The sequence below is a fragment of the Empedobacter stercoris genome, assembly GCF_025244765.1.
In the GTDB taxonomy this organism is placed as follows: domain Bacteria; phylum Bacteroidota; class Bacteroidia; order Flavobacteriales; family Weeksellaceae; genus Empedobacter; species Empedobacter stercoris.
In genome coordinates, this window is the sequence record NZ_CP104209.1 from 1,529,820 (window position 1) to 1,551,592 (window position 21,773).

21 protein-coding genes and 1 pseudogene are annotated in these 21,773 nt (G+C 31.3%); 10 read left to right on the top strand and 12 right to left on the bottom strand.

Features of this window, described 5'->3' with window-relative positions; genetic code table 11:
- Position 1 precedes the first annotated feature (1 nt).
- Both NZD85_RS07265 and NZD85_RS07270 read right to left on the bottom strand, forming a co-directional pair.
- Positions 2-913 carry a glycosyltransferase family A protein gene (locus NZD85_RS07265; protein ID WP_260541081.1) on the bottom strand — a complete coding sequence of 304 codons (912 nt, stop codon included), beginning with the start codon at positions 911-913 and terminating at the stop codon, positions 2-4.
- Positions 900-2,084: a glycosyltransferase gene (locus tag NZD85_RS07270; RefSeq protein WP_260541082.1), complete on the bottom strand. Its 1,185-nt coding sequence runs from the start codon at positions 2,082-2,084 to the stop codon at positions 900-902. Before NZD85_RS07270 ends, NZD85_RS07265 begins: the two co-directional genes overlap by 14 nt.
- Before the next feature lie 104 nt (positions 2,085-2,188).
- Here NZD85_RS07270 and NZD85_RS07275 point away from each other — a divergent pair, with 104 nt between their 5' ends.
- Positions 2,189-2,704 carry a Smr/MutS family protein gene (locus tag NZD85_RS07275; RefSeq protein ID WP_171623120.1) on the top strand — a complete coding sequence of 172 codons (516 nt, stop codon included), beginning with the start codon at positions 2,189-2,191 and terminating at the stop codon, positions 2,702-2,704.
- On the opposite strand, the gene NZD85_RS07280 is transcribed toward NZD85_RS07275, so the two are convergent.
- The 4 genes from NZD85_RS07280 to NZD85_RS07295 form a co-directional block, all read right to left on the bottom strand.
- Positions 2,701-3,351, bottom strand: a complete 651-nt coding sequence (locus NZD85_RS07280) for an alpha/beta hydrolase (protein ID WP_260541084.1) — start codon at positions 3,349-3,351, stop codon at positions 2,701-2,703. The two genes, NZD85_RS07275 and NZD85_RS07280, sit on opposite strands and share 4 nt — an antisense overlap.
- Before the next feature lie 104 nt (positions 3,352-3,455).
- Positions 3,456-4,043: an NUMOD4 domain-containing protein gene (locus tag NZD85_RS07285; RefSeq protein ID WP_260541086.1), complete on the bottom strand. Its 588-nt coding sequence runs from the start codon at positions 4,041-4,043 to the stop codon at positions 3,456-3,458.
- 221 nt (positions 4,044-4,264) lie between these two features.
- Positions 4,265-5,029, bottom strand: a complete 765-nt coding sequence (locus tag NZD85_RS07290) for a TIGR02757 family protein (RefSeq protein ID WP_260541087.1) — start codon at positions 5,027-5,029, stop codon at positions 4,265-4,267.
- The gene (locus tag NZD85_RS07295) at positions 5,029-5,703 is read right to left on the bottom strand and encodes an ABC transporter ATP-binding protein (RefSeq protein WP_171623116.1); all 675 of its coding nucleotides are present in this window, start codon (positions 5,701-5,703) and stop codon (positions 5,029-5,031) included. The genes NZD85_RS07290 and NZD85_RS07295 overlap by 1 nt, the downstream gene beginning before the upstream one ends.
- Before the next feature lie 284 nt (positions 5,704-5,987).
- On the opposite strand from NZD85_RS07295, the gene sucC reads away from it, so the two are divergent.
- On the top strand, positions 5,988-7,181 hold the full coding sequence (sucC, locus tag NZD85_RS07300; protein WP_225541283.1) for an ADP-forming succinate--CoA ligase subunit beta: 1,194 nt from the start codon (positions 5,988-5,990) through the stop codon (positions 7,179-7,181).
- A gap of 1,017 nt (positions 7,182-8,198) precedes the next feature.
- On the opposite strand, the gene NZD85_RS07305 is transcribed toward sucC, so the two are convergent.
- Entirely contained in the window at positions 8,199-8,579 is a 381-nt protein-coding gene (locus NZD85_RS07305) for a PUR family DNA/RNA-binding protein (RefSeq protein ID WP_225541281.1), read from the bottom strand.
- A gap of 114 nt (positions 8,580-8,693) precedes the next feature.
- A complete protein-coding gene (locus NZD85_RS07310) occupies positions 8,694-10,451 on the bottom strand; it encodes an ABC transporter ATP-binding protein (protein ID WP_260541093.1) in 1,758 nt (585 codons plus the stop codon).
- Between NZD85_RS07310 and nusB the strand changes: the two genes are divergently transcribed.
- The 8 genes from nusB (at position 10,442) to NZD85_RS07350 (ending at position 17,360) form a co-directional block, all read left to right on the top strand.
- Positions 10,442-11,464, top strand: a complete 1,023-nt coding sequence (gene nusB, locus NZD85_RS07315) for a transcription antitermination factor NusB (RefSeq protein WP_260541095.1) — start codon at positions 10,442-10,444, stop codon at positions 11,462-11,464. The genes NZD85_RS07310 and nusB overlap by 10 nt on opposite strands.
- A 44-nt stretch (positions 11,465-11,508) precedes the next feature.
- Entirely contained in the window at positions 11,509-12,000 is a 492-nt protein-coding gene (locus NZD85_RS07320; protein ID WP_171623971.1) for a DUF1573 domain-containing protein, read from the top strand.
- 24 nt (positions 12,001-12,024) lie between these two features.
- Positions 12,025-12,381: a preprotein translocase subunit YajC gene (gene yajC, locus NZD85_RS07325; protein ID WP_171623970.1), complete on the top strand. Its 357-nt coding sequence runs from the start codon at positions 12,025-12,027 to the stop codon at positions 12,379-12,381.
- 70 nt (positions 12,382-12,451) lie between these two features.
- Complete coding sequence (coaE, locus tag NZD85_RS07330) at positions 12,452-13,102, top strand: dephospho-CoA kinase (RefSeq protein ID WP_260541100.1); 651 nt, start codon at positions 12,452-12,454, stop codon at positions 13,100-13,102.
- Between the two features lie 30 nt (positions 13,103-13,132).
- Entirely contained in the window at positions 13,133-14,683 is a 1,551-nt protein-coding gene (locus NZD85_RS07335; RefSeq protein ID WP_171623968.1) for a sensor histidine kinase, read from the top strand.
- A gap of 4 nt (positions 14,684-14,687) precedes the next feature.
- The gene (locus NZD85_RS07340) at positions 14,688-15,383 is read left to right on the top strand and encodes a response regulator transcription factor (protein ID WP_171623967.1); all 696 of its coding nucleotides are present in this window, start codon (positions 14,688-14,690) and stop codon (positions 15,381-15,383) included.
- Between the two features lie 88 nt (positions 15,384-15,471).
- Positions 15,472-16,452, top strand: coding sequence for a polysaccharide pyruvyl transferase family protein (locus tag NZD85_RS07345; protein ID WP_260541104.1), 981 nt, complete (start codon positions 15,472-15,474; stop codon positions 16,450-16,452).
- A 2-nt stretch (positions 16,453-16,454) separates the two neighbouring features.
- A complete protein-coding gene (locus NZD85_RS07350; RefSeq protein WP_260541106.1) occupies positions 16,455-17,360 on the top strand; it encodes a hypothetical protein in 906 nt (301 codons plus the stop codon).
- An 842-nt stretch (positions 17,361-18,202) separates the two neighbouring features.
- Here the strand turns inward: NZD85_RS07350 and NZD85_RS14850 are convergent.
- From NZD85_RS14850 to NZD85_RS07375, 4 genes and pseudogenes are all read right to left on the bottom strand, one after another.
- Positions 18,203-19,061, bottom strand: a pseudogene (locus tag NZD85_RS14850) (IS982 family transposase).
- Between the two features lie 138 nt (positions 19,062-19,199).
- Positions 19,200-20,225, bottom strand: a complete 1,026-nt coding sequence (locus tag NZD85_RS07365) for a glycosyltransferase family 2 protein (protein ID WP_260541113.1) — start codon at positions 20,223-20,225, stop codon at positions 19,200-19,202.
- Positions 20,222-21,214: a glycosyltransferase family 2 protein gene (locus tag NZD85_RS07370; RefSeq protein WP_260541116.1), complete on the bottom strand. Its 993-nt coding sequence runs from the start codon at positions 21,212-21,214 to the stop codon at positions 20,222-20,224. The genes NZD85_RS07365 and NZD85_RS07370 overlap by 4 nt, the downstream gene beginning before the upstream one ends.
- A complete protein-coding gene (locus NZD85_RS07375; RefSeq protein ID WP_260541118.1) occupies positions 21,207-21,752 on the bottom strand; it encodes an acyltransferase in 546 nt (181 codons plus the stop codon). The genes NZD85_RS07370 and NZD85_RS07375 overlap by 8 nt, the downstream gene beginning before the upstream one ends.
- Between the last annotated feature and the right edge of the window lie 21 nt (positions 21,753-21,773).

Consider the following 21,773-nt stretch of genomic DNA (forward strand, 5'->3'; position numbering starts at 1 on the left):
TTTACTTTAATTTATAATAAACGAATGACAACGGATAAATCAAGATAGACAACATGTTGAAATGCTTCAATTCTTTGTTTATTTCTGAAAGATTTCTATGATTAATCATCGCATAGATTTGGTATCCAACTAAATTACGAATTAAAGTTTTGGGATAATGAAATAGTTTTGTTCCATAAGAATTTAAGAATGATTTATAACCTTCCATCAATCCAAATGTATTTTTACCTGTCCAACGTGTATTGGAAACAGAATGTTCATCTGCTTCGTCTAAATGATAGTTACGAACAACTTTATTCACAAACCTTGTTTTCACTCCATTTGCATCATAGGTATTGAAGAATACCGCTTGCGGAATGTAACCTTTCCCTTGATAAATTGAATAATCGAAGTTTATCAACAATTGTTGATAAGTCTTTGTGATAAAAATCCCAAATTTATCACCACGTACTTTGTACTTGTAACGCATATCAAATATAGAACCATCAAACCCATTATTTGGATACTCGTGACCAACTATTCTTCCGTCTTCAAACTGAGATAATCCCATCACGGATATAAACTCCTCTTGATTCTGAATTTGTTCAACTTCATCAAATAATAGTTGTAACGAATCTATGGGATAAGAGTCGTCCGAATCAACAATCATGAAATAAGGTGAAGTTACTTTCTTGATTCCTTCAAAAACCGTAATAAACTTATGTTGATTTTCGTTCCAAAAATATTCTATATCTATTAAACCTTCAGTTTTGAAGTGCTCAACAATTTCTTTGGTGTTATCCGTAGACCCATCATCCATAATGATCCATTTGAAATCTTTGAACGTTTGATTTTTCAACGAATCATACACACGAGGCAATGTATGCGCACGATTATACGAAGGTGTAATAATCGTTATTTTAACCTCGTTCATTTGCTAATTTTAATTGATATTGTTGTTCAAAAACCTCAGTTACTTGACGATAAATTTCATTTTCATCAAATTTAGTAGATGCAGTAGATGTGCCTTGTATAATTTTATTCACCAACTCTGGGTTAGTCAAAAATGATTTCATTGCTTGATACATTTCATCTTCATCATATTGAATCAAAACTCCATCAACTCCATCCTCAATCATCTCCGCTATTCCACCAACATTTGTAGATATAATTGGTTTACGCATGCACATCACCTCTCCTATCACCAACGGATAAGACTCTGATTGTGTAGGTAATATAAAATAATCGGATGCTTTGATATAGGGATATGGGTTGGTCTGAGAATCCAATAATAAAAACGAGTTTTCAACAGCTAATTCCTTTTGTTGATTCTTCAAATTTTCCATTTCATTACCACCTCCAATAACTGCAATTTTATGATGAAACCCATCCTCTAATAATCGTTTATGAACTTTCATCAATGTATGATAGCCTTTGCGGTGATGCAAGCGCCCCATTGAAGAAAATACAGGTAACGTTGTTTCATAAGAATGCTCGAATAGTTCAGCTTTTTTAAGAACCTCATCTACTTTTATCACATTATAAATTACGGTAGATTTTGGATACTTTACTTGATACAAATCATCAATCACTTGTCGTGTTTGTTTTGAACCAAAAATCATAAAATCAAAATGTTTCATTTTTTCAATTCTACTCAACACACGCTTTTGGTCTTTATCGTAACCAACATCTGTATGAAACCATCCTATTTTACGCGAGTTTTTATTGGGAGAATTCAATACCATATCAAATTCTGCATAACCTGGAGAAACCTCGATGTCATATTTTTCAGGAACTTTTAAGGCATATAATATTGAAGGAAATCGATCATAAACTTCTAATTTCAATCGGCGCCAAATCAGTTGCATTTTTTGAACAAAAGAATTAGAACTCATCTGTTCTTTTCCTTTTTCTACAACAATTACTTTTAAATCTGCTGGAATTTCTTTGACCAATTCACCTTGATATAAATTAAGCATCAATGTGAATTCGAATTTATCTTTCGGCAAGTTGCGCAATAAATCTAAAACTACTCTCGGAACTCCACCCATTTCTAACGAACGAAGCCTAAAAAGTACTTTTATTTTCTTAGGTTGATTTGACATTTGGTTAGTTTAATGGTCAAAAATACAACATTGATTTTGAATTGAATAATACAACAATCTAAAAACTCATAAAATAATTCTTAATTTTGCTAAAAATGTAGGAAATGTTCAAGATTGGAACGAAAGTTAAAGTGATAGATGATAATATTTCAGGGACAATTACCAAGTTAAAAGGTGATTTTGTATACTTTAATGATGCGTTTGGTTTTGAGTATGAATATCATCAAGAAGAAATTATCAAAGCGATTGAAATTGATTATGATGAATACCGTGATGAGGAAATCAAAGAATTTTCGAAACCCAAATTCAAAACATTTCGCAAATCGCACCGTCATCCCTATTTAACACGAGAAGTTGATTTACATATCGAAAATTTGGTAGACAATTGGCGAGATTTAAACAATGCAGAAATCATACAAACACAATTGGATGTGGCACGAAATGAAGTAGAACGTGCAATGTTCGAAAGTCAAGTTCGGTTGATTTTGATTCATGGATACGGAAAAGGAATTCTAAAAAAAGAAATCACCGAATTATTGTATCGTTATACCAATATCGAATTCTATGACGCCTCATTTAAAGAATATCATGGCGACGCCATAGAAGTTAAATTTATTTAAAATCTTTTGATCCAATCCATCAAATCAAAATAATTTTGAGGAATAATCCCATGTCCACTTCTGTATTCATGGTATTCGTGTTTGATGTTCAAATCATTTAAAAATCCATCTCCCATTCTTCCCAAATCGATAGGTAAAACCACGTCATCTGTTCCGTGAGAAACAAAGAAATTTAAGTTCGAAAAATCGTTAGATGCATCTATTTCACCTATTATTTTATGTTCTGGATAACCACTTAAAATCGCGACATTCTTGATCTTTTCTGGATGATTCAACGAAATGGCATAACTCAAAATAGCGCCTTGACTAAACCCCATTAAGGTTACATTTTTGTCGTCTAATTTTTCTTGTTGAACAATCGTATCTATAAATTCAACTAATTTATTTCGAGATTCTATTGCCTGCTCTTCATCCATCCATTTTTCGTTGTTCACAAAATTAATATCATACCACGCATAACCTCCATAAACAAGATCATATCTTGCACGAACACTTACAATATGTGCATGCGGTGGTAAATCTTGCGCAAACGAAAACAAATCTTCTTCATTACTCCCATAACCATGAATCAGGACAAACAAAGGTGTTGCATCCGACTTAACAGCAGGTAAACGCTCGATATATTTTATACCATTTAATTCTTTCATTTCAACTTTATTTTGGATAAAAATACAATTTATATCAAACAAAAAACGATACTCGAAATAATTCAACTATCGTTTTCTAAACTAATCACTTGTATTTAATCTGATTAATCAACTTTTATATGCCCCCAATTTTCACCCGATTTTATTCGGTACAACTGCATTTCACTAATTCCAAATTGTTTGGCTATAATTCGTAACCTTGTTTTACGATTAGGATTGGCTAACATTTTCTTGATTCGAATAACATCAGTTGTAGTCAATTTATTACCATCCATCATTTGTCGTGTCTTTTTAGACTTTTCTTTTCCCTCTTCATAGTAAGGACTACTCATAAAATGTTCTCTAAATTCTTCTAATGTTGCCCATTTCAAATTAGTTACATTGTCATTGTCTTTTACAAAATCGAGGTGTAATAAATATTTTTGATCTTCTGTTGGTCGTGGTAAAAAATTTTCTGCAACGAGATGATAGATTAAATTTTGAGTATACTTTTTCTTCCCTAACTCATCTTTGTAACTGTATCGCAAAATTCGATAACCGTTGGTATAACTTCCTTTCAATAATCGACCATCTATTTCTATCCCCTCTTGAAAACTTACCAAGCGTCCAAAATTTGAAATAACATATCTATTTCGCAAGTTTCCTTTTAAATTAACTTCTTTAAATTCCTCTCCTACAAGTACCTTTACCATTTACTCTTATTTATCAATTAAATTAGGTTCCTCTAAAATAAACCATCTGAACGAAAATGAATGTTAAACGAGATAAAAATTAATCTTAAAATATCAGTTGTGTATTTTAAATTAAAATAAACAAAATGCACAACGGGTCTAAAATTTAAAATCAATGTTTTATTTACAAACACCAATCAAAATCTTGAAATATGCTAATTTACTTTATGATATTTTAACGATTAAAAGCCTTCAAAAACACCCAATCCAAATAGAGCAAAATCGTATTTCACAGGATCATTTGCATCCATTTCACGAAGTTTGCCATCTAATTCTTTCAAGGTTTTTGCATCATTTTGCTTTCGAGTCAACACCCCCAGTTTTCGCGCTACATTTCCTGAATGCACATCCAATGGACAAGAAAGTACAGCGGTTGGAATCGATTTCCATATTCCCAAATCTACCCCTTGTTTATCTGCTCTCACCATCCATCGTAAATACATATTAATGCGTTTTGCAGCAGAATTATTCAATGGATCTGAAATATGTTTAGTTGTACGAGGTAAATGTTCAATTTCAAAAAAAGTTTGTTTGAAATGCGATATCGCGACTTGCATCGAGTCTGAAGTTTGATGTTTCGCAAAAACCTGCTCCAACCCTCCGTGATGCTGATAAATATTGCGAAGCGATTGTATAAAAAATTTCAAATCATCGCTATTGAATGTTCTATGTACAAACCCATCTAAATTTTCTAAATCATTTTCAGAGAAATTCATCACAAAGTCATAAGGCGAATTTCCCATTAACTGCATCATTTTATTGGCATTATTGATAATCATTTTACGATTACCCCACGCAATTGTAGCAGCCAAAAACCCTGCAATCTCGATATCTTCTTTTACAGAAAACCGATGTGGAATCTGAACAGGATCAGAATCGATAAAATCTAACGTATTGTACTGAAGAACTTTTTCGTCTAAAAAATCTTTCAGTTCTTTTTTATTCATTATAATTCTGTTTGAAACATTCCGTCTGCCATCACCAATTTTCGATCGCACATATTCGCTAACTCTTCATTATGCGTCACAATCACGAAGGTTTGTCCAAACTCATCTCTCAATTTGAAAAATAAATCGTGCAACTCTTCTGCATTTTTAGAATCTAAATTTCCTGAAGGTTCATCTGCAAAAACAATCTTTGGTTGATTGATTAATGCACGCGCAACAGCCACACGTTGTTGCTCTCCACCCGACAATTGATTCGGTTTATGCGTCAAACGATGCGACAATCCTAAATACGACATCAATTCTTTGGCACGTTGTTCGGCATCCGCTTTTTTAGTTTTTTTGATAAAAGCTGGAATACAAATATTTTCTATGGCATTAAATTCGGGCAGCAATTGATGAAACTGAAAGATGAATCCAATATTTTCGTTTCGAAATTTTGATAAATCACGATCATTTAACTTGGTGACATCTTGTCCCGCAATTTGAATAGACGTATTATATTTCTTTGGTTCAGAACTTTTTTCAAGCGTTCCCAAAATCTGAAGTAAAGTCGTTTTACCAGCTCCAGAAGCTCCTACGATCGAAACGATTTCTTTTTCTGCAATGGATAAAGAAACATTTTTTAGCACTTCTAATTCACCAAACTTTTTGACAATATTTTCTGCTTTTATCATGAGGTAAAGATATAAATTATGTGTTAAGTCTTAAATCAGAAGTTCTAAGTTTTTTTAGCTTAAATTTTCATTCTACTTTTATAAAAGATTTTATAGTGTACAAAATACGATTAAAAAATCATATCCCATTTGTTTTGACTTGTTATATCATGAATAGTTGTATCTTGTACCATGCATATAACTAATTTTAATTGCTTTTTTCGTAGAAGCTGATAAAATTAATATGGCAAAATTTAGAATACATCAACAATATTTTTATTTTTGTAATTGAAAAATCAAAAAAAATGAATCTTCACGAATATCAAGGTAAAGAAATCCTTAGTAAATATGGTGTAAAAGTACAACGTGGTATCGTTGCTACTACACCAGAGGAAGCTGTCGAAGCTGCTAAAGCATTAACTGAACAAACAGGTACAGGTTGGCATGTTGTAAAAGCTCAAATTCACGCAGGTGGTCGTGGAAAAGGAGGCGGAGTAAAACTTGCTAAAAACTTGGACGAGGTGAAAGAAAGAGCAAACGATATTATCGGAATGCAATTAATTACACCTCAAACTTCTGCCGAAGGGAAAAAAGTACATCAAGTGTTAATCGCAGAGGATGTGTATTATCCTGGTGAATCTCAAACAGAAGAGTACTATGTATCTGTATTATTAGACCGTGCAACAGGTAAAAATATGATTATGTATTCTACAGAAGGTGGAATGGATATCGAGGAAGTTGCAGAGTCTACTCCAGATAAAATTTTTACAGAAGAAATTGATCCTACTGTAGGAATCCAAGGTTTCCAAGCGCGTAAAGTTGCTTTTAACTTAGGTTTATCAGGAAACGCATTCAAAGAAGGAGTGAAATTTATCACCGCTTTATATAACGCATATGTAGCAATTGATGCTTCTATGTTCGAAATTAACCCAGTTCTTAAAACATCTGACGATCAAATTATCGCAGTAGATGCGAAAGTTACTATCGACGACAACTCATTATTCCGTCATCCAGATATTGCTGCATTACGTGATACAAGAGAAGAAGATGCAACAGAAGTTGAAGCTGGTGAAGCGGGATTAAACTTCGTAAAATTAGATGGAAACGTTGGGTGTATGGTGAACGGAGCTGGATTAGCAATGGCAACTATGGATATCATCAAATTATCTGGTGGTAACCCAGCTAACTTCTTAGATGTTGGTGGTACTGCTGATGCTGAGCGTGTAGAGAAAGCTTTCCGTATCATCTTAAAAGACGAAAACGTAAAAGCAATCTTAGTGAATATCTTTGGTGGTATTGTACGTTGTGACCGTGTTGCTCAAGGTATCTTAGATGCTTACAAAAACATGGGAGACGCGATCAATGTTCCGATCATTGTTCGTTTACAAGGAACAAATGCTGAAGTTGCAAAACAAATGATTGACGAATCTGGATTACAGGTTCACTCTGCAATCACTTTACAAGATGCAGCGGATAAAGTAAAAGAATTATTAAACTAAGCTTTAGTTTAATCACAATATCTAAAACTCTCAAAGGTAACTTTGGGAGTTTTTTACGTTTTAAATTTCTTTTCTTTCTTACTGACACTTTTTTATTCATGACTTATCTATTTTAATTATTGGTATTCATATGCCGTTCGGGGAAAAGAGCAAAAAAGTAACCAAAAAACTCTTGTCTTTGATTTTCAACGGACAAAATTAGTTTCAGTCATTCAATGTTTTAAATCATTAACATTTTTTCATTTTTTGCTCATCCAAAAAACGAAACAAAAAAAGATGCCGACAGTAGTCTCTCAATGATTCAACTAACTAAATTATTTTCTTAAAGTTGGCAACTCACTTCTCTCAAACACTCCAACTTTTTAATTTCAATAATTTAGAGTTGAATTACAATTCGATTCTAAATCGTCGGATTTTATTTCCTTTTTCAATACTTAAATTCGTTCTCATTCTGAACTTGCCAAAGAATCCCAAGCTCATTCAATCACTTTTAACAACGAATTTTAGACCAGACATACGATTTGTAGACGAGCTTCAATCCATTGAAACGAAGGTGAAAAAGATTAGTGAGCATATGCGAATCATTTAATCTTTTTGTGAGTAAAATGATAATTGATCGGCGAAAATTGAAGTCTTGACCTTTTTGGTTCGTTTTTGTGTCAAGACTTCCCGGAAGGGCATATGAATTCATTTGAAAACAATAAAAAAAATCATGAATAAAAATGAACATATATACCTAAGCTCAAACAGAACTTCTCCTTTTAATTTCAACTTTTTGACACTCGTCTCCAAATCATATGACATTTTCTTCTACCTTTTTCAATATTCAAATTTGTTGTCATTCTGAACGCGTTTCAGAATCCCATATAATATGTCATTTTGAAGAAGCGAGAAATCTTTATCATTTTTTAGATAAACAGTGAAAAACAACAAATTAATCAATGTAAAAAAAAAGATATAAAAAACCTCCTCTCAACAATTGAGAGGAGGTTTTCCTTTTTACGCATTTAAATAGGCTTATATATCGTCAAAATTGATATTCGTAAAAGACTCCACTTGTGTATCATCTTTACTTGCCATTTTATTTTTTGGATCAAAATCTTTTTGATGTCTTTCCGAAATCACTTCTTGTCCTTTCTGAGCAAAAACAAAATCTGTTGTTTCGTCTAACATCTCCTTAAAGCTCTCGAAGTCTTCTTTATACAAATAGATTTTATGTTTTTTATAGTACACATTCCCATCTTCTTGTGTATTTTTTTTACTTTCTGTAATCGTCAAGTAATAATCACCTGCTCTTGTTTCGCGGACATCGAAAAAGTAGGTTCTTCTTCCTGCCCTTAATACCTTGGAAAAGACTCCTTCTGCATCCACCTTTTCTTGGTTTTCAAAATCATTCATAAGTCTAATAGCGTTTTTGTTAAATGTTTCATAACAAATCTAAAAAAAATTAAGAAAACAACAAGATTTTAGGCAAATATTTTCTATTTTTTTATTGATTCTACTCTTAAAAACCTAATCCAAGAGTTGTTTATTGTATAAATCGTAATAATAACCTTGTTTATTTAACAATTCGCTGTTTGATCCATTCTCTAAAACACGACCATCTTCTAATACTAAAATCTGATCTGCTCGTTTTGCCGAAGAAACACGATGTGTGATGATGATTGTTGTTTTACCTTCAATTTCTGAAGCTAAATTATTCAAGATTTGTTCTTCTGTTTCGGTATCTACAGCTGACAAACTATCATCAAAAATTAAAATTTTTGGATCATTTACCAATGCGCGAGCGATAGAAACTCGTTGTTTCTGACCTCCCGAAAGTGTAACACCACGTTCTCCAACAACAGTATCATAACGTTCCTTGAAACGATCAATGTTATCATGTACAACAGCTTTCTTGGCAAAAATTTCTGCTGTTTTTTCATCTTCATCATCCGAACCAAATAAAATATTATTGGTCAACGAGTCCGAAAATAAAAATGCTTCTTGCGGTACATATCCAATTTCTTCTCGAATAGACTCCACATTGATATCATGAATATTTTTACCATCAATTAAAATCTCACCAGAAGTCGGTTCTAAAGAACGTGCAATTAATAAAGCGATGGTCGATTTACCCGATCCTGTTTTTCCAAGAATTGCCAACGTTTCTCCTTTATTAATTTTGAACGAAACATTATCCAAGGCTTTGATTCCTGTATTTTCGTACACATAAGAAACATGTTTAAACTCGATTGTTCCTTGTACATGATGATTCACCAATTGCTTTTCCTTGACATCTGTTTCAGCATTCAAAAATTCATTAATACGTGTCATTGATGCTTCTGCACGTTGTACCACCATCGTAATCCATCCAAGAGAAGTAAAAGGCCAAATTAACATATTTAGGTAAAGAAAAAACTGAGCGATAGAACCAATATCCATCGTTCCTTCGATATATTTTATCCCGCCTAAATATAAAATCACCAAATTACTTACGCCAACTACAACTACCATCAATGGCCCGAAAGCTGCTTGAATTTGAGCCAAATTTAGTGCGCGTTTTTGGTACTCATCTGCTTCTACTTGGTATTTAGATTTTACAAATGTTTCGGAATTAAATGATTTAATGACACGAATTCCAGCAAAAGTATCTTGCACAGAAGAAGATATCGTAGATTGTTGTTCCTGCACACGTTTACTTTTTTTGTTGATATTTCGTGCAACATTGTATATCAAAACCGATAAAATAGGCAAAGGCGCTAAGGTATATAACGTTAACTCTTTATCTATCTGCAACATAAAATACGCGATTATGATGACACGAGAAACCAAATCAACGGGGTACATAATCCCTGGCCCAAGATACATACGCACCAATGCGACATCTTCGGTAATGCGATTCATCAAATCTCCCGTTTTGTGCTTTTTGTAAAATGACAAGGATAACTTTTGATACTTATCATAAATCACGTTTTTCAAATCAAACTCAATATAACGAGAAGCCACAATAATCATTTGTCGCGTTCCTACCGTTAAAACTCCACCCAAAACTTTAAAAAAGAAAAAAGCCAAACTGGCATACATCAACCCCTCTTTTAATAATTCGAGGTTATCTGTACCGTTTTGTTTAAAATTTTGCAATAATTCTTCAACCGTATTGATTGCTTCTTTGATATATGTCACGGAAAAAACTTGCACCCAATTGGCACAAATCGTAAAAATGAAGCCTAAAAAAATCCTCCATTTATACTTCCATAAAAATTTATTTAACTTTTGTAATGATTTCACAAAACAAAATTACATTCTTTTTTTTACCTTTGCATCAATTTATTAGACGTTATATCATTGAAATTATGTTGGGAAGAAGACAACTACGCGAAAAAGTAATGCAGAATATCTATGCTTACAATTGTTTAGGTACGGAAGGCGAAGAAAGAATGGTCGAGAAAAATATGATGAGAAGTATCGATCAAATCTATGATTTGTACATTTATATCCTAAATTTAATCAAAGTTCAAAAGGACATTGCAGAGCATAAAATAGATCTTGCAAAATCAAAAAACTTTCCAACCGAAGAAGATTTAAATCCAAATTTAAAATTTGTTCAGAATAAAGTTTTCAAAATTTTAGAAGAAAATCTTGAATTATCTCGTCATTCGAACGATAACAAGTTTTTACTTTGGGATATTTATGATTCTTATCCAAACAACATCTACAAAAACTTAACAGAAAGCGAATTGTACAAAACGTACATGAATAGCGGTAACCGTTCTTTCGAAGAAGACAAAGAGTTTATTTTGAACTTTTTCGTAGAATTGATTGCTGAATACGAAGATCTGCACGATTACTTAGAAGGAATTCAAATTACTTGGGCAGATGATGTACACATTGCTAATGCAATGGTTCATACGACGATTAAATCGTTCCGTCAAAATAGTTCTCCATTGATTTCGTTGTTCAAAGTGTACAAAGATGTAGATGACAAAAAGTTTACAGAAGAATTATTTCGTAAAACAATTCGTCATCAATCGGAAACGAAGAATATAATTGACGAAAAAGCAGATAACTGGGAATTAGAACGTATAGCAACAATCGATTTGATTATTTTGGAAATGGCGTTGACAGAATTTATGTACTTCCCTAACATTCCTGCCAAAGTAACCATCAATGAATATGTCGAATTAGCGAAAAATTATTCGACAGAAAAATCACGCGTTTTTGTTAACGGAATCTTAGATAAAACCCTAAAAGAGTTAAAAGACAATAATAATTTACCAAAATACGGTAGAGGTTTATTATAATCTTTATTTTTTCTTAAATTTGACTGAGACAAATAATTATAAATATGAAAAGTAAATTATTTATTTTAGGTGCATTCGCCCTATCATTCGCAATCAGCTCTTGTGGAGAAAAAAAAGCAAGCGATAACTTTACAGCAGAAGAAACAGCTCAACAAGCTGAAAATGTTGTAGATCCTGCTACTGCTCCAGTTTTAACATTAGCCGAAGCAAACCATGATTTTGGAGAAGTACAGGCCAATAATAAAGTAGAAACATATATCAAGTTCAAAAATGACGGTAAATCACCATTAGTTATTCGTGATGCGTCTGCAACTTGTGGATGTACAGTTCCTGAGTTCCCATCTACGCCTATTGCAGTAGGAGCTACAGATTCTATCAAAGTTGTGTATACGGCGGGTAACATGAACGGAAGACAACAAAAAACAGTTACTTTAGTAACAAACACAGTAAATGGACAAGAAAATTTTGACATTTCTGCAAACGTTATTGGAGCAACTGCAAATGATCAAAATGCTCAACAAGCATTTGGACAATAAATAATAAACCATTAAAAATTAAAAATGATTCAAACAATCTTTTTACAAGCAGGTGCTCAAGGCGGAGGAATGTCGATGCTTTTAATGTTCGGAGGAATGTTCGTGATTATGTATTTTTTCATGATTCGTCCTCAACAAAAGAAAGCAAAGCAAGAAAAACAATTCCAAACTGACATCAAGCGTGGAGATTTAGTCGTAACAACTTCTGGTATTCACGGAAAAATTAACGAGATTCACGACGATGCTGTTGTCATTGAAACTGGAGCTGGAAAAATTAAATTTGAAAAAGCTGCTATTTCTCGTGAATTAACTGCTGCTCGTTATTCAAAATCGACTGAAAAAGTTGAGAAAGTAGAAAAAGCAGTAGAAGAAAAAAACTAAGTTCAAGGTTAACATATATTTAACTGATTGCCGAAGGAATTATTCTTCGGCATTTTTTTAACTTCAAACTATGAAAAACAACCACCCTTTTGTAGTAGGAATCACAGGCGGAATAGGCTCTGGAAAGAGTACCGCAGCAAAATTCTTTGAGGAATTGGGCATTCCAGTGTATAATTCTGACACAAGAGCAAAACTTATTCAGAACGAAAATTCTGAAGTAAAAGCAAAAATCATTGCTGCTTTTGGTGAAGAAGCTTATGATGAAAATGGGTTGAACAAAGCCTATCTATCCAAACAAGTTTTTCAAGACAATGAAAAATTGAAAGTTTTAAATTCAATTGTTCATCCAGCGGTTTTCAAAGATTTTGAAGCGTGGAAAATTGCTCAACAAACACCTATCGTAATGAAAGAAGCAGCGATCTTAATCGAAAGTGGGAGCTACAAAGATTGCGATATGGTAATAAGTGTTATGGTGGACATAGAAAAGCGAATTGCACGAACGATGGAAAGAGATGGATTAACACGAGAAGATATTTTGGCGAGAATCAATCATCAAATTTCGGATGAAGAGCGAATAGCCAAATCAGATGTAATCATTGATAACAATGGCGATCTTGCTCACCTCAAAAATGAAGTTGAACAAGCCTTGATGAACATCAAAAAAAAAGATGGCTTCACACTAACAATCTCGCATAAATTAGAAAAAATTAGAAAAGATTAAACTATTTTTAATCATTCAATAAACATATAGATGAAAAAAGGATTTTATAAAATCTTAATCGTTATCATGAGTGTTGCGCTTATAGGATTGATTATTATTCAATTCTATTGGTTGAATTTAACCATTCAGAACGGTACAGAAAGCTTTAACAACAACGTGTACCAAGCGATGAATTACACGACTGAAAAAATAAATAAGGTTGAATTAGATAAGTACTACAAGAAATTTAGTACGATAGAATCTGATTTAAAATCAAGTAAAGATAAACCACAAGTCGTGACAAATAGAGTCATCAAAGATTCTTTGGGTGTCACTTATGCCTATGTCACACGTTATGTGGTCGAAAAATCGATGTTGCCTTCTGGTCAATACAATGATAGTTTAACGAAAGCAAATATCTATTCACAAGAACGTGTCATTAAAATTGACAAAGATTCAGCTTCTTCAGGAATTTCGAATCTAAACTTGAATTTCGAAAACGCTTTACAAGACGGAACGTTTACCTTAGAAAGCGCGGCACGTTGGGATGCAGGAACAACGCCTATCGACAAACGCGTTAACTATAAAATGTTGGATTCTATTCTAAAAAATGAATTACGCAACAGAGGAATCAATCAAGCCATTCCGATCTTAGCCGTTTTAAAGAAAGATTCAACTGAAACCAATGTCAAATCAGCTGATTTTGATCGCAACAAGATCGAATTTATGGTTCCTTTATTTTTGGATCGAAAAGACCATATCGAATATTATTTGGCTGCCAATTTTGTCAATCGAAAATTAGCCATTGTTGCGCCAACAGTACCGGTTATTTCGTTGACTTTTATCTTAACCATGATCATCATAACGGTTTTCTCCTTGTCGATCTATTATATGCAGTTGCAACGCAAGAGTTCGGAAATCAAAACTGATTTCATCAACAACATGACACACGAATTCAAGACGCCTATTGCAACCATTAATATTGCATCTGACGCGTTGAGAAACGAAAAAATATATACAGACCCCGAAAAGGTGAAATATTATGCTGATTTGATCAAACAAGAAAACAAACGGATGAACGCTCATGTTGAGATGGTACTGCGCATGTCGAAGTTAGATCGCAATCAAATGGATATGAATTTTCAGGAAGTCAACTTGAACGGTGTTGTACAAAAAAGTATTGAGCCGATAAGATTTATTGTAGAAGAAAGAAATGGTACAATATTTGAAGAATACAATGCAGAACAGTCTTTTGTCAACGGAGACCCGTTCCATTTAGAGAATATCGTGATTAATGTATTGGATAATGCTCGAAAATACTCTCCAAACACACCAGAGATTCGCGTAAAAACATACAATAAAGACAACAGTTTTATAATTGAGATTTCGGACAAAGGAATGGGAATGCCGCAAAGCGTTCTGAAAAAAATATTTGAACAATTTTATAGAGAAGAAACGGGAAATATACACAATGTAAAAGGTCATGGACTTGGGTTGGCTTATGTCAAAAAAATTGTTCAGCTGCATGGCGGACAAGTTTGGGCAGAAAGTGCTGCAGGAAAAGGAAGTACTTTTTTCATTAAAATCCCTCTAAAATCATAGATCAATGAGTGATAAACAACGATTACTTTTAGTAGAAGATGATCCAAGCTTTGGAAGCGTCTTAAAGGATTATTTGGTTATAAACGATTTTGACGTTACGCACGCAATCGATGGTGAAGATGGTCTTGCCAAATTTAAAGAAAGTGATTACGATCTATGCATCCTTGATGTGATGATGCCAAAAAAAGATGGTTTTACATTAGGAAAAGAGATCAAAGAACTAAAAAGCGAACAACCAATTATATTTTTAACAGCCAAAAATATGCGTGAAGACGTGTTGAATGGCTACAAAATTGGAGCAGACGATTACGTCTTAAAACCATTTGATTCGGAAGTTTTATTGTACAAAATAAAAGCTGTTTTACAACGTAATTCGGGTGAAGAAGAAAAATTTGAACAAGAAGATTTCAAAATTGGTAAATTCACGTTCAATGCAAAATTGAGACAATTAATTTACGATGGTAAGTCTCAGAAATTATCTCCAAAAGAAAACGAATTGTTACGTTTATTGGCTGTATATAAAAACGATTTAATGCCACGTGAAATTGCCTTAACACGCATTTGGCACGATGACAACTATTTTACATCACGTTCAATGGATGTTTACATCGCAAAACTACGTAAGTATTTAAAGAAAGATCCTGCAGTAGAAATCGTGAATATTCACGGCGAAGGATTCAGATTATTGGTACAAGAATAATCCATCATCACTAAAAATATAAAAACTCTATTAGATTTTCACTAATGGAGTTTTTTATTTATGTTTGTACACTAACTTACCTTTATTGATGAAAAATCACAACCAAGAACATATCGAAAAATTACAACAGATTATCTTTAATACACTAGATCCTATTATCGATGATGACTACTCTTTATTAGATATTCCTGATTACAATAATATTGGAGATAATTTAATTTGGGAAGGTGAATTAGATTATTTATCACGTTTGCCTTTAAAGAAAATCTATGAATCAAATTGTTGGAGTTTTAGAGATAAAGATCTTCCTAAAAAAGGGATGATTTTATTACAAGGAGGTGGAAATTTTGGTGATTTATATCCTGAATCGCAAAATCTAAAAATTCATTTGATTCAAAAATATATTGACAGGAAGATTGTTATTTTTCCACAGAGTATACATTATAATCATATTGATAATTTCAATAAAGATTTAAAGATTTTTCAATTACATCCAAATTTGCACATTTGTGTGAGAGATCAAGAATCATATGAGTTGCTAATAGATAATGGATTAAAAAACATATACCTTCTTCCTGATATGGCATTTTGTATTAATTTTTCAAAATTCAACATTCCCTCTATTTCTACAGATAAAAATTTATTAATGAAAAGAAAGGATAAAGAATTAAATACAGATTCACTATTAGATAAAATTGTGACTGACAATTCCAATGTAGATGTTTTAGATTGGCCAACTTTTAATATATCGAGAAACATCCATAGAATACAATATAGAAAAGAACGATATAACCGTATTTTATCTAAAAAATTTTTAAATATCCCTTTATTGAATCGATTAGTAGATTCAAGGTTTGGATTAAAATCACGTAATCAAAAAGATAACTATATAAAACAAGGGATACAATTCCTTAGCGGATATGATACAATTTACACAACTAGATTACATGGGTTAATTTTAGCAATTCTTTTGGATAAAAATGTTACTATTATTGATAATAAACACAAAAAATTAAGTAGATTTTATACGATGTGGTTAAAAGAATTTGACAATGTAAAAATTTACTAAAGATGAAAAAAATAAAAACGAAATGCTTAATATTAATTCCTGTAGGTCCTAATACGAACATTTCCTACTTAGATGACACATTAGATAGTGTAAATTATTATATAGGGAATAAGACTACAGATTGCTATATTATTTTATTAGACGACACAAGAGATCATTCACTAACTACGTCGGCTTATTTTTCGAAAGAGAATATTACGCATATTAAAGCAAAAGATTATTCTGCTGAAAAAAACCGTAGTAAACCTGTTAATGGCCCATTATTCGGGAAAATTATTACGGCTATAAACTCTGTTATAGACAGTATCGAATTTGAGGTGTTTTTAAAAATGGATACTGACACTCTAATTACAGGCTACCATCCTCATTTAGATGCTATTGATTTTTTTAAAGATAATAAAAATGTAGGTATTTTAGGATCTTACTTAAAAAAGGGAGATGGTACATGTAAGATTAATGGAATGAGATTAAAAGGAAACATGCTAAAAAAAGAAATTTCATTTCCATATTACATAAGAAACTTTAAGTTAAAGTTAAAACTATCTAAGATTATGTCCAATGCTCAAAAATTCTCTAATTATAAACCAGGTGATACAGTTACAGGAGGAGGATATTTTATCAGCTACAATGCTTTACATAAATTAAATATGAATAAATTATTGAATGATGATTTAAGGTTTTCTTTAGTAGGTGAAGATTCATTGTTCTCGTTATTAGTCTCAAGCATTGGTTTTGAATTATCAGATCCCAAAGAAGATAATAACTTTATGGCTATTAATTGGCGAGGATTACCATTTCCTTTAGAAGAAATTTGTGCAAAAAACAAAAAAATTATTCATCCAGTGAAACTTGAAAAACCCGAAGATGAATCCAATATAAGAGCATATTTCAAAAAAAACAGGACTTAAATTTTTTCACATACTGTGTAAGTAAAAAAATTGAACTAAGAAAGAATGGATAGAAAGAAGTTTGGGGCTTACAGCTTGGAAAACGAATCATTTTACTTTTAGATAAGTTTTTTAATAATATGTAAACGCGTGATTTGATGAATATTTTAATAATTGCTACGGACAATTGAAATTATTTTAAGAATATTATTCAAAAGATTTTTCCTCTATTAAAAACTCAAATTTATGTTGTTCATCAACTTTGAAGTTTTATGTATACCATATTAAAACAAGAATCCATGTAAATTTGTCGTTAGGAAAGATAAAAAATAATTTACAACGGATAAATATAATTACACAGCTTCCAGCATACAAGCAGCTATGGACAAACTTACAATGAAATGGGAGTCACAATATTTATACGTTGTAGCAACTGTAAAAAAAAATTACAACATTTATTTTTGATATTATGAATCTTCGATAACGTAGAATTTGAGTATCTTTTTCGAATTACTTTAGAGATTAAAAAAATTACAAAACTAATATTATTTAGAATTTAAAGGTAAAATTTAATATCACACCAAAAACAAATAGTTTTTCCAACGATCAATGCCCTAAAAATATCAGTTTATCTTTCTTTTATGCAAATTTCAAAAAAATGGTCACATCCAATTAAAAATTGGGGAATTATTGTGAATCAATTTTTAACTATATTTGAAAAAGATTCAACTGTAAGAAACAGTCAAACCCATCTTATTTCTATTTACACAAAGGTGTAGACAAGGTCTAAAATATCCTAACTCAAGTTATTTATAACCTGAGTCCGATTAATAAAATATTTATAACTAATTAATTTTCAATGTTTAATATTTTAATGAAGGTTTTTTTTGTAGAAAACTATAGGCAATTATTCCCGCAAAAAGATTCATCATAAAGTTTACAACGGAACGATGTCTAGAATGCTCTACTTGACAAATGTTTTTCAATTTATCATTTATGGTCTCAATGATAGAGCGTTTCCTAAGCAAAATTTTATCACTCATTTTCATCAAACTATTCTTCATATTATTGCGAATATTAGTGATTAATTGGATCCCATCGACAAATAATAATTGAGTCAATTTTTCGCTGATATATCCTTTGTCACCGAATAGTTTTCCAAAAATAGACTGTAAAAAAGGTTCGTTTTCAAAGGTTCGCGATCATCCAGATTTGCCTGTGTCACACAAAAACTTAAAAGTTCATCTTTGTCATTGATGATTATATGAAATTTAAAACCATGAAACCAACCCATCGTAGATTTTCTTGTCGTAGCAATGTCTTTGAATACTTTGTTTCGCTTAAGTCTTTTGTTTTTACAAACTCTGATTGGAGTGCTGTCAATAAAAGAAATACATTTGCAACATCCTAAACAACAAGCTTTTGCAAATGTAGTCATCGGCATTAATGCAGACTGCATTAATGCTACAAATCGGTTATAGCAAACGGTTTGAGGGAAATCTTGTATCATATGTTTTGTACATAATAAATTTAAAAATGCTTAAAAGTACGAAAACCACTTAGGTGAAAAAGTATTGTTAAAGTGATTACTTCCGAAGTGCTCATTCTAGGTTTCTTTTTTGATTTGTTGCCAAGAAGGAAAGGTTCTAAAAATTATTCAAAACTTTACAAAACTCATCAACAATTGAATAAATTTCCGTAATTGTTATCAAAACAAATTATAAGACAAATCTGGTCAAATACTTGAATATCAGCAATTTAAATACGCTAATTTTTACCTTTTGTAACAAGTTTTTATAGTCTAAATTTACAATCGAACTCAGGTATATAGCTTACACAGTTTGAGATAGAATACCGTTCTTAATTAACATTTACTCCTTGTTTTATATATTGTTCTTTAAATTTATTTCTCCAACGAATCCATAAATCAGATGAACAGTTTTCAATATGTGCATGATCTAATATCTCGATAATACGATCCGATTTTATGTCTTTTGGTAAATCTGATATTACATCCAATTTGTCATGATACCACTCTTCATTCAGTAGATAATTAAATTTATTTATATCCAATTGTATATCATAATGCTCATGATACGAAGTCGTAGCCGAGCTTTGAAAAGTAGTATTCATGACTAATTTTTTAAGTTTCCCATACAAATAATTATTCGATTTATATTTATTGTACCAAATAGATGCATTTATAACTTGTTCCATTTCATCAACTTTATTATGTAAAGTTGACCAAACAAATAACCAATAATTTCTGTCATAAAGTCCCATTAAAAGAGCATTTAAAATCCAATATTCATTTTTGGATTCTTTATCCATAATACCTAAACGATATAATAAAGAGTAAACTTTGAATTTATTCTTCAAAATACAATTCATTACAAACCTTGAACCGGTTAATAAATGAGGTTTGATAAATTGTATCTCGTTTTCGTCTTTTATTATAGGACTTTTAATTGGTTTATTGGAAATCCAACCAAGCTTCAATAAAGATGTGTTATGATTTTTCATACTACTAACTAAACTATCTATATCGACTGTGGAAGTAAACCAAACATCATCTTCTGTCATTAAAACATAATCTTGAGCTTCTTCAACACTTTGTTTCCAATCATCAATAGGAATTTCAAACCCATTGATTAATTTACCTGATCGAAGGTTTTCTTCTATTGCAATCACTTTACGATCGTAATTTTTAGATTTTTGGATTTTAATTTCAGGATACTTCTGTTGTAACTTAATTAAATATTTATTTGGTGTCCCGTCATCAACAATTTTAATTTCAAAACTCCCTTTTACATGTAAATAGATAGAATGTAAACAACGATCCAAATAATGTGGTCGGTTAAACGATTTGATAATAATTGTAGTCATAAGTTTGTTGTTATTTTACCAAATTTTGAATATAATTTTAAATTTATTTTAGAATGAATAGCTCTCAAACTTTTATTTAAAAAGATAGAATCAAAAAATGTTGTTTTACCCTGTTTAGCTAATTGTTTATAAATCAAATCATAATAATCATAGTTGTACAAAAGCGATACTTCAAGTCCTTTGGTTAATTCTTCAACAGTAACATTAAAATCTTTGTTCAAAATTTTCTGTACAATTTGATCATCTAATTCATCATAATTATCCTTTTTGGTAGTCATTCTGGAAATAAAAAAATCCTTTGAAATTTCCATTAGTAATCGCTTAGAAAATCCACTTTCTGATCTTGAAATTGACGCTTCTAAAATTCTATAATCTAAAAGAGGTTGAGTAATATTTCCAAATTTTTTACCGCTTGATAAAAGTTGTAAATAAAAATCAAAATCTTCGCAAGCTTTAAACTTATCTCGATATCTTATATCTGTTTCATTTCGGAAAAATATTACGGGATGATATAAGGCATTTTCAGCATTAAACTTTCTTGTAATCTCTTCATGATTGGCAAAAGACTTTAAATAACCAATATTTTGATTGTTCTCGTTAATTAAATTCAAATCACTTCCTATCATAAATATTTCATGATTTTTTTCTAAAAAATCATATTGAATTTGAAATCGATCCTCCCTTGCAATATCATCAGCATCCATTCGTGCGATATATTTACCCTTAGCTAAATCTAAGCCTGTATTTAAATTTTCGACAAATCCTTTAAATCCTTTATTGTAAGGTTTGTTAATTAAATTTATCCTAACATCATGATACGAATGAATGATTTCTAAAGAAGTATCAGTTGATGCATCATTTATTATAATAAATTCAAAATCTGTAAATGTTTGATTTAATATAGAATTGATTGCTTGAACAAGATATTTTTCTGCATTGTAAACTGACATTACAACAGAAATTAGAGGAGTAATTCTAATATCACTCATTCGAAATAATTTTGTGTTCTTGCTTATTCACGATAATCGAATTGGCGGGTACATCTTTGTGAATTACACAGCCTGCTCCAATAATGACATTATTGCCTATGTTTACTCCTTTTAAAATTATCGAATTCGATCCCAACCAACAATTTTCACCTATTTTAATTACTTTGGTTGTAAAATCTTTAGGAAAAACTTCTTTTTCATTATAACTGTGATTATGATCATACAGTTTTACATTTTCACCGAATAATGTATTTTTTCCAATAACTATACTTTCTAAACAATTAATCGAACAACCATTATTAAGGAAAACATTATCGCCGATTGTCAAATTTACATTCTTCCCTAAAACTAAATTAAAATTATTTCTAATCTCAATATCATTTCCAAATAAAGCCTTAGAAGTAGGATGAATAATAAAAGTTGTATAATTACCTAATCTAAAGTTTTTTCCAATAGAAAGACTAGGATGACTCACAAAACCAATTTTATTAAGTTTAAGCTGAATTTTATTATTTATTTTTGCAATAATATGCAACATATCATTTAGGTTTAGATATAC